General features: G+C 51.8%; 1 protein-coding gene. It reads left to right on the top strand.

Features of this window, described 5'->3' with window-relative positions; all coding sequences use genetic code 11:
• Positions 1-15: 15 nt before the first annotated feature.
• Positions 16-515: hypothetical protein (locus HYQ67_RS24535; protein ID WP_202308681.1), on the top strand; the 500-nt coding region annotated here is incomplete at its 3' end.

Below are 515 nucleotides of genomic sequence, written 5' to 3'. Positions count from 1 at the left end.
GCGGGCACGAAATACATGAGCTTTGCCTCCGCCAAAGAACAGGGATTTATTACCGATGGCGCAGAGAATTACGGTGCGCCGTCGCTGCGTAAAGGTAGTCGTACCTATGTCGTGACCTATACCGACCCTGTGACCCACAACCAGGTCACTATGAATGCCTATGACAACAACACTATGGCCTCTCCCGTCTTTGGCTCCAGCGGTTTTCAGGCCGCCGTTGCCGTCGGCGCTGATGGGCAATATGTCGACAAAAATATCTATGAAGTCAGCAATGGCAGTACTCTGGACGTTAAGGTTGGCGCAACCGACAGCGCATGGCTGAGCAACAGCGCGAACCGGGTCGATCTGGTCATGAAAGGGACTGATGCCACCCAGGTGACTTCCTCCGTTTTCTCTGTTGATAATAACAGTACAATTAATTACGACTCGAAAACGCTGGTTTCCCTGGGTAATTTTAGCAACACACCTAATGCCGGGGCCGTAACGTATAATGACATCGGTTTTGCGGGGAGCGT

The sequence above is a fragment of the Dryocola clanedunensis subsp. sulfonylureivorans genome, assembly GCF_016756775.1.
In the GTDB taxonomy this organism is placed as follows: domain Bacteria; phylum Pseudomonadota; class Gammaproteobacteria; order Enterobacterales; family Enterobacteriaceae; genus Dryocola; species Dryocola clanedunensis.
The sequence above is the reverse complement of the archived record's forward strand: the minus strand, read 5'-3'. Positions and strand labels throughout refer to the sequence as shown.